This is a genomic window from Rhodobacteraceae bacterium D3-12 (genome assembly GCA_025916135.1).
Taxonomy (GTDB): Bacteria; Pseudomonadota; Alphaproteobacteria; order Rhodobacterales; family Rhodobacteraceae; genus JAKGBX01.
Genome location: CP104793.1, coordinates 1,805,426 through 1,818,180, shown reverse-complemented (window position 1 = coordinate 1,818,180; position 12,755 = coordinate 1,805,426). Strand labels below are relative to the sequence as shown.

General features: G+C 55.7%; 9 protein-coding genes and 2 pseudogenes. 8 read left to right on the top strand and 3 right to left on the bottom strand.

The annotated features are described in order from the left end of the window. Nucleotides 1-339: 339 nt before the first annotated feature. The 6 genes from N4R57_08980 (at nt 340) to N4R57_08955 (ending at nt 7,164) form a co-directional block, all read left to right on the top strand. Complete coding sequence (locus tag N4R57_08980; protein ID UYV39115.1) at nt 340-1,512, top strand: hypothetical protein; 1,173 nt, start codon at nt 340-342, stop codon at nt 1,510-1,512. Then, complete coding sequence (locus tag N4R57_08975; GenBank protein ID UYV39114.1) at nt 1,509-1,715, top strand: hypothetical protein; 207 nt, start codon at nt 1,509-1,511, stop codon at nt 1,713-1,715. Before N4R57_08980 ends, N4R57_08975 begins: the two co-directional genes overlap by 4 nt. A gap of 118 nt (nt 1,716-1,833) precedes the next feature. After that, nucleotides 1,834-3,774: a hypothetical protein gene (locus tag N4R57_08970; GenBank protein ID UYV39113.1), complete on the top strand. Its 1,941-nt coding sequence runs from the start codon at nt 1,834-1,836 to the stop codon at nt 3,772-3,774. Nucleotides 3,775-3,946: 172 nt separating this feature from the next. After that, the gene (locus N4R57_08965; protein UYV39112.1) at nt 3,947-5,515 is read left to right on the top strand and encodes a type I secretion system permease/ATPase; all 1,569 of its coding nucleotides are present in this window, start codon (nt 3,947-3,949) and stop codon (nt 5,513-5,515) included. Between the two features lie 113 nt (nt 5,516-5,628). After that, entirely contained in the window at nt 5,629-5,814 is a 186-nt protein-coding gene (locus tag N4R57_08960; GenBank protein UYV39111.1) for a hypothetical protein, read from the top strand. Between the two features lie 3 nt (nt 5,815-5,817). Beyond that, entirely contained in the window at nt 5,818-7,164 is a 1,347-nt protein-coding gene (locus tag N4R57_08955) for an HlyD family type I secretion periplasmic adaptor subunit (protein UYV39110.1), read from the top strand. Between the two features lie 141 nt (nt 7,165-7,305). Here the strand turns inward: N4R57_08955 and N4R57_08950 are convergent. After that, a pseudogene (locus tag N4R57_08950) lies at nt 7,306-8,045 on the bottom strand (transposase). A 508-nt stretch (nt 8,046-8,553) separates the two neighbouring features. Here N4R57_08950 and N4R57_08945 point away from each other — a divergent pair. Both N4R57_08945 and N4R57_08940 read left to right on the top strand, forming a co-directional pair. Next, nucleotides 8,554-9,339: an FkbM family methyltransferase gene (locus tag N4R57_08945; GenBank protein UYV39109.1), complete on the top strand. Its 786-nt coding sequence runs from the start codon at nt 8,554-8,556 to the stop codon at nt 9,337-9,339. A 381-nt stretch (nt 9,340-9,720) separates the two neighbouring features. Further along, the gene (locus tag N4R57_08940; protein ID UYV39108.1) at nt 9,721-11,184 is read left to right on the top strand and encodes a hypothetical protein; all 1,464 of its coding nucleotides are present in this window, start codon (nt 9,721-9,723) and stop codon (nt 11,182-11,184) included. A gap of 241 nt (nt 11,185-11,425) precedes the next feature. Here N4R57_08940 and N4R57_08935 read toward each other — a convergent pair. Together N4R57_08935 and N4R57_08930 are read right to left on the bottom strand one after the other, a co-directional pair. Further along, nucleotides 11,426-12,147, bottom strand: a pseudogene (locus tag N4R57_08935) (RlmE family RNA methyltransferase). A 13-nt stretch (nt 12,148-12,160) separates the two neighbouring features. Further along, nucleotides 12,161-12,754 (bottom strand): LysE family translocator, encoded by a 594-nt coding sequence (locus tag N4R57_08930; protein UYV39107.1) that lies wholly within the window; start codon nt 12,752-12,754, stop codon nt 12,161-12,163. Nucleotide 12,755: the final 1 nt, after the last annotated feature.

Below are 12,755 nucleotides of genomic sequence, written 5' to 3'. Positions count from 1 at the left end.
CTTCAGGGTCAAGGCCAAGATCAGGGTCAGGGCCAGGACCAAAGCCAATCGAGCGAAAGCTTGAACCTCAATGGGAACGGCAATCTGAATGGCAATGGTAATGGGAACCTGAACGGCAACGGGAACCTGAACGGCAACTTCAACGACAACAATTCAACTGCTTCTGGCAACGGGGCTGGCTCTGGTTCCGGTAAGGGAACGGGAACCGGGACAAGTACCAGCAATTCCGGGTCAACGTCGACAGCTGCTGGAACAGGTACCGGTAGAGCAACGTCAGATGCGACCAATACGTCAACGACCGACGTTCAAAACACGTCCAAGTCGAACGTTGATGTTGACGTGGACATCGACCTCACCGGTTGGGAACCGACTGATGACGACTTTGCTGATTTCGATCTCGGTAGTAATTCGAGCATCGGTGATGTCGTCATGGCCAACGGAAACATGAATTATGACCCGGGCAATGATTCCCGGCTCGAAAATGTGCTTCAAAACGCGCTGGACGGTGCCGGCAATGACAGCGGTACGGTCAATAACATGTCGAACACGTTGCAAGATGACGATGTTGCCAACAATGCGAGCGTTTCGAACAGTTCGGCATTCAGCAATAATCTGACGACGAACGGCGGCACATCCACTGCGGAAGAAGGTATCGACAACGAGTCCGGCGGTGGCGGTCTTGGTGGAACCGGAACGGCCAACGGCGCGATCGGCAATGCAACCGGCGGAACCGCCGGTGCGGCCACCGCACAAGGGGGGCACACGCGGGCAATGCCGGCGGAACCACCGCTGGTGGAGCAGGTGCCGCAGGCGGTACATCGACTGCGCTTGGCGTTGGTCTTGGAGGTCTCGGCGTTGGTGTCGGGCTTGGCGGTGACGGCGGCACGACGGGCGCGACGGGCGCTGGCGGAAACGGCGGGACTGGCGGGACTGGCGGTGCTGGCGGCACTTCGGGTGCCGGTGGAGCGGCTGGCACATCTGGTGCTGGTGGTGCCGGTGGTGCCTCAGGCAATGCTGGTGGCATTGGCGCGGGTATCAGCGACGCAGATGCGCTTGGTGCAGGTGCCGGCCTCGGAGGTCTTGGCCTTATCCCCGTGGGTGTCGGAATTGGTGCGGCAAGCGCTACGTCTGGTGACGCTGGTGGAATCGGTCTCGGCGCGTCCGGTGCAGCTGGTGCTGGTGGTGCCAGCGGTGCCGGTGGTGCCGGTGGCAGCTCAGGTGCAGCAGGTGCTGGTGGCGCCGGAGGCACCGGCGGCGCCGGTGGTGCATCGGGCAACACGGGCAATGCTTCTGGCGGCGACGCAGGTGGCATCGGATTGGGTGCGGGCGAAGGTCTTGGCCTTGCCGGTTCAATCGGTGGTGCCGGTGGTGCCGGTGGAAGTGGCGGCATGGCCGGTGCAAGCGGCGGCATGGCCACTGGTGGCTACGCGGAGGGCAGTCACTCGCTGGGGCTTGGCGGCGGCGGCGGTGATGGCGGAGCCATCCATGCCAATGGCGGCGCAAGCGGCATGACCAGTGGGACCTGGGGTTCCAGCAACGGTGATGATGGTTACGTAAACGGCTACTCCAATGCGACATCAGACGCAGTGGTCGACAACGCCATGTTCAACCAGAGCATCGTCCAGGGTGCCAATGTGCTGGGCAACACGGTCGATATGACGGTGGTTGGTGGCAACTTCAACTCGACCATGGTCGGGGACGATGACCTTAGCTAAGCCCTGAACGCATAAATCCGGCCCGCGCGGTTCATTCGCGCGGGTCCACTTAATAAAAGTCCATTTTGAGATGAGCAGGCAGTTTAATTGACGCCATTATGGAGGCGAAGCCTGCGATATGCCGATTGATGACACAACAGAGGTAATCGCACATTTTATCGGTCTATTTGAGCTGAACAGTGAATCCGTCCGGCTACGGTTTGAATACAATAAATGGCTTGCCAAACTGATGCCTGATCCGGAATTCGGAGCACTGCTCAATATTACCGTCAATGTCAGCGCCCCATATTCTCTGAACGATTTCAACCCGGGTATTCGCGTTCCGGCAACTGACGTTGATCTGTCGATCGCCGAGGCAGGCTTTGCAATGTCTTTCTCTCCGTTTCTCTTCGGTGGTCCGCTGATGCCGTTGCTGGCACACTTTGGCACAGCAGTCAGCGCCGGCGTCTCAACACCGACAGCCGGCGCAGACAGTGTTTTCATTTTGCCCCCGCCATCATCACTGGCAACCATTTCTTTACAGTCGAACGTCATGTCCGATCAGGATATTGTTGCGACTTGGAATTCCGGCATTGATCAACTCGGGTCAGACGCTTTCATGCCCGCGTTGCTTGGGCTGGCATCGCATGCCTTCTCGTTGACACCACTCAGCGTCCCGGATTTGCCTGCCTCTGAAGCGGCAATTGCCGAGAGCGGGTTCGGGATCGTGACCGCGATTTCAGACCTGCGATCACCTGACACAACAATTTCCGCCGAAGGTGAAGACGTTTATATGGCGCTCGGAGATGATACCTACGGCCTCACGGTTAATGGAGAAGCGGCGGACATAGCGCCAACACTCCAGAGTGAGAGCAAATTCTTTTCAGATACCCAAGCAAATGCAACAGCATCCGCAACCGACGAAGTTTCCTTTCACGAGGTTTCAACGGGCGGCAACCTGTTGATCAATGACGCGGTCATCACCACAAACTGGCTTGATGCACCGGTGTTCGTAGTGCTTGGCGACTATGTGACCGGCAACGCCATCGTACAGCGCAACAGTTGGAATGACGTCGACACTATCAATGGCGTCGTGTCCGATCTCCAAAGCGCGACCGAAGGAGTCAACGTCAGCCAAACCGAATTGCTGAACGTCGGGGCCGAACCTGTAGCCGGCACGCCGGGGCCAAGCGTTGTGGCAATGACGACGATCACTGGAAATCTGGTCAATTTCAACCACATTCAGCAGGTGAATTTTGGCATCGATTGTGACTACGCCAGCGTTGAATTCAGCGCTAGCGAGACATTCATCGAGACCGGTGGAAACATTCTATACAACATGTTCGATATTTTGGCGCTGGGGTTCCACTATGACCTGATTGTCGTCGGCGGCAACATGACTGACGTGAATTTCGTAACTCAAACCAATGTTCTGCTCGATGCGGATGCTGTTTCGTTCAGCGGAGTTTTCGATGGAACGGTGGAAACGTCTGACAACGTCCTTTTCAATCATACGAGCATTAACGAGTTCGGTGTTAACACGGCGGAAGCGGTGACCACCGAATACGCCGACGCTGCACAAACCATTGCAGGTGGCAGCACCAACCTCGACGCTGGTATTCAGTCCAATCCGGACTTTATCGGGGATAGCGTGCTTTCCGTGCTTTACGTGGCGGGCGATTTCACCGATCTGCAAATAATTGATCAGGTGAACGTGCTCGCCGACCCCGATCAAGTTGGTGTAACGGTTGGCACGCAACAAGCCACGGCCGGAGCGACCGTATCGGTTTCAACCGGCGCCAACGAATTGATCAATACCGCAACAATCAACGATCTGGGTATCGACTCCACTGTCTATGTCGGAGGCGAGACCTATTCCGATGCGCTGTTGTATCAAGCCGAGTTCATTTCCGAAGCAGATCCATTGATGGCGTTGGCGCCCACTGACCTAGTTTCCGAAGCCGTCCTTTTTCTTGCAGACGGAATGCTCACCGAGCCGGCTCCGGATGCGGGTGATGGGATTGAAACGTCTGCGCCAAGCGAAACTCCAATAGACGCTATGCAGTTGCTGGTGACGTAGTTTATTTTACGAATTATGAAGGACGGGACACGTGAAAGATTGTCATCCGAATGAAAGCTCCGACGACCGAAAACTAAGCGATGAATTGCCAGCTTTCCGACATAAGCCATATGTGCCTGTTCTATACCTCAGTGCTTATCAACGTATCGATGATGCGGCAAAACCAGAAACCATGCGTGGTTCCGAAACGCATGCCAAGGCGGCGCTACCTGCAAACAGCGGCGAACGGGTGATTTCTGCCACTCCGATTAAAGCAGATGCATCGGGCGGTGGGGGCAAAGACGGTGACAAAACGATATTTCACAAGCGGCTTGGCCCGGTAGACTTTTCCGGCAGTCTCAAAATGGGAACCCGTGCTGTCAGGCGCAACTTGCTTCTGGTGATGCTGTTCACCTGTGCCACAAACCTTTTGATTCTTGCGATCCCCATTTATTTGTTTCAAATTTCCGACCGCGTCTTCACCAGCCGGTCGATGGACACGCTGATCATGCTGACGACAGTGATCGTTGGGGCGGTGATCTTGCAGGCGATTCTTGATGCGGTGCGCCGTTTCGTCCTTATGCGAACGGCCGTCGAGTTGGCGGTGCAACTCGGCTCACCAATTCTGAGCGCAGCGGCGCGGGCCTCCCTGAATGGGAACGGGCGGGAATACCAAACCCTTGGCGATCTTCAGCAACTACGCAGCTTTTTGGTGTCCGGGACACTGTTGTCGTTTCTGGATGTGCCTTTTGCGCCTTTGTTTATCCTTGCTATCTATCTGGTGCATCCGCATCTCGGCACGATTGTGATCGTTACCGCTCTTATTTTGTTCGTTATCGCGCTCATCAACCAGCGCATGACGTCGGGGCGGTTTGCACAAGCAAACGTTCACCAGAGCAGGGCGAATTTGCATCTGGACTCGATGTCGCGCAACAGCCAGATCATCAACGCGTTGGCCATGATCCCCGAAGCCGTATCGATCTGGGGCAAAGATACGGCTGCGTCCCTGAAAGCGCAGGTTGCTGCGCAGGACCGCAATATCATCTCGGCGGCTTTTTCGAGAGCCGTGCGGCTTCTTACTCAAATTGGCCTACTCGGCTGGGGCGCCTATCTTGCGATAGACGGCCAAATTACGGGCGGCATGGTGATAGCGGCATCAATCATTGCCGGTCGTGCTCTAGCGCCGGTTGAAGGCGCGATCGAAGGCTGGAACCAGTTCTTACTTTCGCGCGCGGCCTATGACCGGATCGCGGCATTGCTGCGCGCTTCGCCCCTCAACACTCAACGCCTTTTGTTGCCGAACCCCGAAGGTCGGCTCGATGTGGAACGATTGCTTTTTGTCCCTCAAGGGACCAAGCGGGTTGTCCTCAATGGATTGAGTTTCATTCTGGCTCCCGGTGAATCCCTCGCTGTAATTGGCAACTCAGGCGCAGGCAAAACGACGCTGGGCAAGATGCTCGTGGGATCTCTTTTGCCGACATCCGGATCGGTCCGGCTCGACTTGATGGATTTGCGCAACTGGGATCAGCGCCAACTGGGCCAAAATATCGGCTATCTGCCACAGGATGTGCAACTGTTCCCCGGCACGATCAAGGATAACATTGCGCGCATGCGCACAGACGCAACCGATGAGCAAATACACGAAGCCGCCGTTCTTGCGGATGTGCACGACATGATCGCAAACCTACCGGAGGGTTACGAAACGGTCGTGCGCGCCGATGGCTCGCCGCTTTCAGGGGGCAAAAGCAACGCATCGCCCTAGCGCGAACCTTTTTCGGCAACCCGCGCCTGATTGTTTTGGACGAGCCGAACTCAAACCTCGATACTTCGGGAGACATAGCGCTTGCGCAGGCATTAAGCCATGCCAAGGCGAACATGATTACATTGGTAATCATTACGCAAAAACCCTCGGTTCTGAACTCGGTCGACAAGATCATGCTGATGGCGGATGGCGGCATCACTATGTTCGGTTACCGCCAGCAAGTGCTTGAAGCGCTGCAACAGCGGCGTCACAGCGTGCAAGTCCAGAATGCGAACCCCAACAACCAGGGGAGTATCTAAGCAATGAGTACTCAACAGGTCGCAAATTATTCCGAACAAGAGTGGTATTCAGAGGTGCCGCGCAGGATCCGGGGTTTTGGCACTTTCGGCATCATGTTGATGATCGTTGCTCTTGGCGGATTTGGCTACTGGTCGTTTACAGCACCGCTTGCAGCGGCGGTCGTGACGCAAGGCAGTTTCGTGGCTACCGGCCAAAACAAGATCATTCAGCACTTGGAGGGTGGAATTATCAGTGAAATCGTGGCGAACGAGGGCGAGGTGGTCGCTCTTGGCCAGCCTATACTCTTGCTCGATACCACACTCGCCGAAACGCGCCGAACTGAACTGCAGTTGCGCGAGAGCAGGTTGGAGGCGATGGTCGCAAGGTTACGTGCTGAAACACAAGAAGCCTCAAAGCTGGCATTTCCTGGCCATCTGATCGCCAGTGCGCAAACAGATAAGAAAATCCATGAGATTCTTGAAAGTCAGCGGCAAAGCTTTGATGGGTCACGTCAGAAGCTGGACAATGATGTAGATCTTCTTGTTTCGAACATCGAGGCGCAAAAATCTCGCATTGAGGGCTACACCCAGCAACTTGCAGCGCTGGAATCGCAGATTGGAATTCTAGGCAAAGATCTTGAATCGCACACGGATTTGCAGAGTGTGGGATTGGCCCGCCGTTCCGAAATCAGCGCGCTCAAACGCGCGCTTTCTGATGGGGTTGGACAAACTGCACGCATCAAAGCCGAGATTCGTGAAAGCGAGATATTGATTGAAAAATACCAAAAGCAAATTCTGCAAACGCGTTATGGCTACAGTCAGGCTGCGCTGGACGAGTTGCAATCGGTCGAAGCGGAGCTGGACAGTGTCCGCGAACAGGTGCTGCAAGCCAACGATGTGCTTCGGAGAACCAAAATTGTGTCTCCGGTCTCAGGTACTATTCTGCGGATGCACTATCACACAGCCGGTGGCGTAATCGAAGGCGGGCGCCCTATTGCAGAAATCCTTCCCGACGGTGCACCGCTGATTATCGAAACGCTCATACCGCGCAAAGAAATTGATAATGTTAAGGTCGGCCAGCTGGCGTCAATTCGGCTTGTTGCACTCAATCAACGAACAACGCCTGTCCTCACCGGCGAAGTATATTATATTTCAGCCGATGCTATCCCTGACACACCTGGCAAAGCTGACCGCGAAATCTATATTGCGCGGATTAATGTGCCGGCCAGCGAAATACTGCGCGTACATAACTTTTCCCCGACACCAGGCATGCCTGCGGAAATACTGATCAAAACGAAGGAGCGTACGTTCATTCAATACCTGACGAAACCGATTGCAGATTCGATGTCGCGCGCGTTCAGAGAAGATTGAGCTTTCCCTTAGAAGCGTAGACATTATGCCCAGTAATTTTGGAAGAATGGCGGAAAGCAGCCGTCCTTTGCATTGAGCGCCGAGGACGGATTTTTTGCACAAATTGGGGGGATTAGGGCACTTACCCTTTCCCCAGGCCAATTATCCTACCGGTTCCGTGACGGATATCCCCAGAGTGGTGTAGCAGTTGAGCACCGCGATCCGTATCTAGAATTCAGCGACTTGTCGGTCGAAGTCGCGGTGCATGAAGCCTTAGCCAATCAATTTGACACGTTTAATCTTTGTCTCTGCCCAGATTCTTCGGTGTATCCGGTCAGCTTTCGCCATAGTGCCCATCCGAGATACTCGCGGGCTTTCACAGCTTCATTTTGCGCGATAGCTCCCACCGAAGTTGACCTCCAAAGTTGAGCGGTTTTGAGCGGCGAACCGCGCGGATCTCCATCGTTACCTCAACTATTCCGAAGTGAAGCTTGCGCCAAAGTCGTTTCCTTGGCCCGTCATGCTTGCGTGCGATCCATTCTCCTTCACCCTCGGCTTTGATCCAGGTCGCATCAATCATCAGATGTAATGTACCCTTTCCACCACGCTATAGGATGGTAACGGTCAACGCTTTTTTGTCGCCGACAAAGCGTACTAAAGTCTGGCGCATTCCAGTCGAGCCCAGCCAGCCGCAACAGGCTTTCCACAAATCCTGTAGCTTGACCAAGAGACATCCTAGACAGCACTTCCATCGTTGGGCAAATTTGGATCGCCGCGTCGCTGTACTCTGGCTGATGTCCGCGCTTGCCGGTCGCGAGCAGCCGTCGGTCCATCTCAGAGTCAAACCAGTTCGATAGGGAACCGCACTGGTTCAGCGCCGCGTTGCACGAAGGCCAATCCATGGGCTTGTACGTCGTGGGGACCAACTACTCACAGCAGCCAGCTATCGCGCTGGATCTAAAAGATGAACCCCTCAGAGCATTTGTGCAACAAAGCTGTTGCTCTGTAACAGCTGCCTTTCCCTTCTGAGAGTGACGCGTTTGATCTTCCCACGCTGACGCGACCCGCCCCTATAGGTAGGAAGCACAGGACCAAAGACGGGAATCATGCGTCACAAGCCCGAAGGGATTGTTGCGAAGTTACGGCAAGTTAAGCCGCGTTGCGGACAAGAAATGCAGCCCATAGACGCCATTTGACAGGCGCAGACACCGGCACAAACACTCTATTGTTGGCGTAAATAGCACGGCGGAACGCCCGCCAGCCCCGGCAACCATCATCCCGATGGAACCCCGGCCAATCATGCACTAACGTCCAAACTGACCCTCAAGGCGGGGCTGAACAACAAGGACGGCGTTCTGCTTGGGGAATGTCAGCTGAAAAACGCAAAAATCATTATCCAGAGGTCTTTTTATGTCGCCCAGTCTCTATGAACGTATTGAAGTTTGGAACGAGCGTAGGATCGAAAAAGTCAGACTAAGGCGCAAACCCTTACCCACCGCCGATGGTTTCCTCTACAAAGGCATGAAGTCACAATATCGCTCCGATTGGGAACCTTTGACGCGACAACTCGTCCGGGCGTACTCGGAAATCAACACGTCATTTGTCAATGTTGGCTCCCACTATGGATACTATGCCTGTATGGCAGCCCATCTTGGAATGCGTGTAACGGCTTTTGAGCCGATTGACGCCAACTATCAGATGCTCCGAGACAATCTCGAGATGAATAATCTTCTGGATGCCTGTCGCATCATCCACGGTGCCGTTGGCGATCATTCGCATATTACAAAAATCTACGGCGCTTTTTCTGGGGCAACGCTTCTCCCTAACAAGTCACGCAAGCCCAGCAGTATGTTTCAAATTACGCAGGTCTTCACTCTTTCCGAGATCCACTTCGATCAAGAGCCAACCTTGTTCTTGATGGATGTCGAGGGGTTTGAATTGAACGTGCTGAACGGGGCCAAAGACTTGCTCAGCGACTCCGAGAATAACTCGTGGATTGTTGAAACCGGCGGAGACAACTTGGTGGAGTTTGGCACGAGAATGATTGATGCTGGCTATTCGATCTTTCATATTGGCACAGATAAACTCGCCCCTCTGACCAAAGCAGATTTGACGGCCTCAGAATTGGGTGAGAACTTTTTGTGCACTAATCTCGCACAACCGAAGAACAAAGAACTGGTAAGCCGATTTTTGTAGTGTTCAGGGGCGCGAACGAAGCCCAACGCCACAAAGCGCTCCTGCAGACACGCCAGCCAATACGCGCCAATAGTGACAGTCCTTACTTCGCCGAACGACGTGCGTGACCGGGCCATATTTCGGGATGCCCTTCGGCTTTTAATAAAGGAAAAACAGCAAGTTACCTCTGCGATGGCCCTACTGCGTTGGCCCTTCAATCCCGTAGCGCATAGCCCTGCAACGCACGCGTCTGGCCACCCCAAGCCCAATCGCGCGCGCTTTCCCGTTCACCGCGCGGCATTGCGGGTTGAACCAGACGTTGAAGACGGGCAAAATTTTTAAAGATTAATTTATTTGAGATTCTTCGCTTTAAGCGATGTTTTAAGCTGAAAGGCAGAAGTAATGACTGGCATAACCTACATTTCCGACGCGGCCGGCGCGCCAGCCACCGCACCACAAGGCACCGATGACGACGACAGTTATGAGTTTCGCAGCTCTCCAACAGCTCTACAGCTTGATACGGGCGCGGGCCGCGACACAGTCATTTTTGACGCGTATTTTAGTCAGGGCGCCCTGCAATTGGGGGAAGGGGACGACATCCTGACATCATCGCAAGGCACAACATCCGCTACCATCGCGAGTGGCGAAGGCGATGACACGCTGACCCTGACCGGCAGCCAGAGTTTGCGCTTGGGTCTCGATGGGGGCGACGGGAACGACCTCATCACAATGAACCGCACAGGATACTCCACGCTGCAGGGTGGCGCGGGCGATGATCTGTTCGTTTTTTCTGATGAGCGTGTATATCAATCCGAAATTGATGCCGGATCAGGCAATGACACGATACAGGGGCTGGATGTAACGACGGCGACCACGGTCACCGGAGGCGATGGAACCGACAGGCTTGTCTTCAATCAGGCACGCGATACTTTTACGGCCGAGCAGATTGGCACGAACCGTTGGATGTTGAACAATCGGACTATCGTCCTGATGGACCGGATTGAGGAGTTCGTTTTCGATGGCGTGCTTTATGACGGTGAAGATGTGCTGGGGCCGCTACTACCCATCACCGGCACCGATATGGGCGAGGTGATCGCGGGTACCGATGCTCCGGAACAGATCAATGCGCTTGGCGGCAATGACTGGGTTACGCCGATGGCGGGGTTCGATCGCGTCGATGGCGGCGCAGGCGTGGATATGGTGTCTTATGCCGGGTCTGTCAGCGGGCCCGGCGCCTACGGGGTAGGGGTGCGGATTGATCTGCATACGAACTATGCCATTGTGCAAAGTGCCGACGGCGCGAGCGCGAGCCAGACTATCCTGAACTTCGAAAACGCAACCGGCACATCGTTTCATGACCGTCTAACCGGAGATGAGGGGGCCAACTGGCTGCGCGGGCTTGGCGGTTCGGATCTGTTCACTGCCACGGCCGGGGCCGATACGCTGGATGGCGGTGCCGGGACTGATACGCTGAAGGTGAGCGAGTCTCGCTATGAATACAGCGACAACGACGTTTCACTGTTGCGCGGCACAGCCTGGGCCGGGGATGCAGCGGGCGACACATTGCTGAGCATCGAAAACATCACCGCAGGAAATGGCGATGACCGGCTGGCCGGCGATCATGGGGCAAACTTCCTGTCGGGCGGCTATGGCGATGACACGCTGATCGGGAATGCGGGCGATGATACGCTTACTGGCGGGGCTGGCACCGATACGGCGGTGTTCAGCTATGACCGCGATCAGTACGAGATCATCCAGCACCCGAACCTCAGTGAATCACAGGTGGTGCGCTATATCGGCCCGGGTGCGGGCGATGGCACCGATACGTTGCTCCACTTCCAGGTCCCTGCAATTTGCCGATGGTGATGTGATCCTATAGAGCCCTCAGCGCATCAAAACCGCATTTCTGTCGCACAGGCGTATATTGTTGGCGGATTTTGTTGGCGGTTTTTGTCGGGCCACATCTCCAAAGGCGCCTCGGACGGGACGCAGCAGACACCTGCCTTGAGCAGGTAGCTGTTGCCCTCTGCACGCCGGCGCATCGCAAGCTGTTGCCGCAAGAGCAACAGGCCCTTGAAGTCACCGCCACCTTCGGGCGTTAAATACCTTAAGACTCGCCGCGAAACCCTGACGCCACAACAAATTTTTCCGAACTGTCCGACCGGCTGCTTGGCGGTTTCACATTCGCCACTTTGGTGAATTTCTGCTTCAACAGCTTTTGCAATTCACCTTCCGCCCCCCGGCCAGAACCTTGGCGACAAAGGTGCCGCCCTCTTCCAGCACATCAAACGCGAAATAGGCCGCCGCCTCACAAAGCGCCATGATCCGCAAGTGATCGGTCTGCTTGTGGCCCGAACTCGACGCCGCCATGTCGCTCATCACGACATCGGCTTTTCCGCCCAGCCATTCCTTGACCTGCTCGTCGGCGTCGTCTTCCATGAAATCAAGCTGGTAAATCTCGCAGCCTGCAATCGGCTCGACCTCTTGCAAATCAATCCCAAGGATGGTGCCAATCGCCTTGCCCGATTTCTCGCCAAGCGCGTTGACCCGTGGCACCGCAACCTGACACCACCCGCCGGGCGCACAGCCCAGATCGACCACCCGCGCACCGGGCACCAAAAAGCGGTACTTGTCGTCCAGCTCCATGATCTTGAACGCCGCGCGCCCGCGATACCCTTCTTTCTTGGCCCGCGCCACATAGGGGTCGTTCAATTGCCGCTGCAACCATCGCGTCGAAGAAAGCTTGCGCCCCCGTGCCGACTTGACTTTGACCTTAAGGTCGCGTTGCCCGCGCCCGGATGTGTTCTTGTCTGTTGGTTTCTTTACCATGACGCCCTAACTCCTAGCCGCGCAAACCAAGCGCAACCCCGCTGCCGACGAGCACAGTGCCGCCAAGCTGATCGGTGCGTTTACGCGCCTTTGCCGTAAACAACAACCGCCGCAGATACCCGGCCCCCGCCACATAACAACACAGCACGATACCGGCCATCCCCATCGAGGTCGCCCCAAGGATCAGGAACTGCGGCAATCCGGGCAGGGCCGGATCAATAAACTGCGCCGTGAAGGCGATGAAAAACGCGTTGGCCTTGGGGTTTACGATGCCAATCACAAAGCCCGAAACAAAGCCGCGCGGCGTCTCCTTCTTGTTGCGCCCCGCGTGCCAGAGTTGATGCAGCCCCAGCCAAACCAGATAAAGCGTGCCAACCCATTTCACCGCCTGAAAGCCTGCGTCAGACGCCGCAAGGATCGCCCCAAGCCCGGCAAACCCGAGGCTGACCATGATCACGCCCCCCGCCAGATCGCCGACAACACAGCGCAGCCCGTTGGCCACCCCATGCGCCAGCGTTTGCCCGACCACCGCCAGCACCGAAGGCCCCGGTATGGCTGAAAACGCGGCGTAAATTATCGCAAACCACAGCCAGGTCTCAAACGCCATG

Coding starts and splice junctions, on each gene's coding strand:
- N4R57_08975 (UYV39114.1), top strand. CDS start 1,509: ATGACCAGTGGGACCTGGGGTTCCAGCAACGGTGATGATGGTTACGTA.
- N4R57_08970 (UYV39113.1), top strand. CDS start 1,834: ATGCCGATTGATGACACAACAGAGGTAATCGCACATTTTATCGGTCTA.
- N4R57_08965 (UYV39112.1), top strand. CDS start 3,947: ATGCGTGGTTCCGAAACGCATGCCAAGGCGGCGCTACCTGCAAACAGC.
- N4R57_08960 (UYV39111.1), top strand. CDS start 5,629: ATGATTACATTGGTAATCATTACGCAAAAACCCTCGGTTCTGAACTCG.
- N4R57_08955 (UYV39110.1), top strand. CDS start 5,818: ATGAGTACTCAACAGGTCGCAAATTATTCCGAACAAGAGTGGTATTCA.
- N4R57_08945 (UYV39109.1), top strand. CDS start 8,554: ATGTCGCCCAGTCTCTATGAACGTATTGAAGTTTGGAACGAGCGTAGG.
- N4R57_08940 (UYV39108.1), top strand. CDS start 9,721: ATGACTGGCATAACCTACATTTCCGACGCGGCCGGCGCGCCAGCCACC.
- N4R57_08930 (UYV39107.1), bottom strand. CDS start 12,754: ATGGCGTTTGAGACCTGGCTGTGGTTTGCGATAATTTACGCCGCGTTT.